The sequence below is a fragment of the Arthrobacter sp. 10L424 genome, from assembly GCF_056395325.1.
In genome coordinates, this window is the sequence record NZ_JBFTJH010000032.1 from 1 (window position 1) to 430 (window position 430).

Here is a 430-nt window from a genome sequence, read left to right on the forward strand (position 1 = left end):
GCTCTCGACCGTGTAATGATGTTCCGGCGGTGACCTACTCTCCCACACCCTCCCGGGTGCAGTACCATCGGCGCTGTGGGTCTTAGCTTCCGGGTTCGGAATGGGACCGGGCGTTTCCCCCACGCTATGACCGCCGTAACCCTTGCTCCCGTACCTGTCCGCCCCTGGGGGTGGTGGTGGGAAATTTGTGGTTACAACATGCTTCCTGCACTTTTGGGGTGCAGTTGTGGTGTTGTTATTTTGTTGTGTTTTGTTCCCTGGAGCAACGCTGCCGTCTGGTGACGGGTTTGTTGGTTGGGAACCACATAGTGGACGCAAGCAGTCTTGTTTCTTTGTACCCTCTCCTGGTGTGAACGTCTTTTGAATCCGTTCACGAAGAGGGTGTGTGGTGTAAGTTATCGGCCTATTAGTACCGGTCAGCTTCACGAGT

1 rRNA gene is annotated in these 430 nt (G+C 55.1%); it reads right to left on the bottom strand.

The features are described from left to right. Window positions 1-21: 21 nt before the first annotated feature. Window positions 22-138, bottom strand: a 5S ribosomal RNA gene (gene rrf / locus AC1DC5_RS19045). Window positions 139-430: the final 292 nt, after the last annotated feature.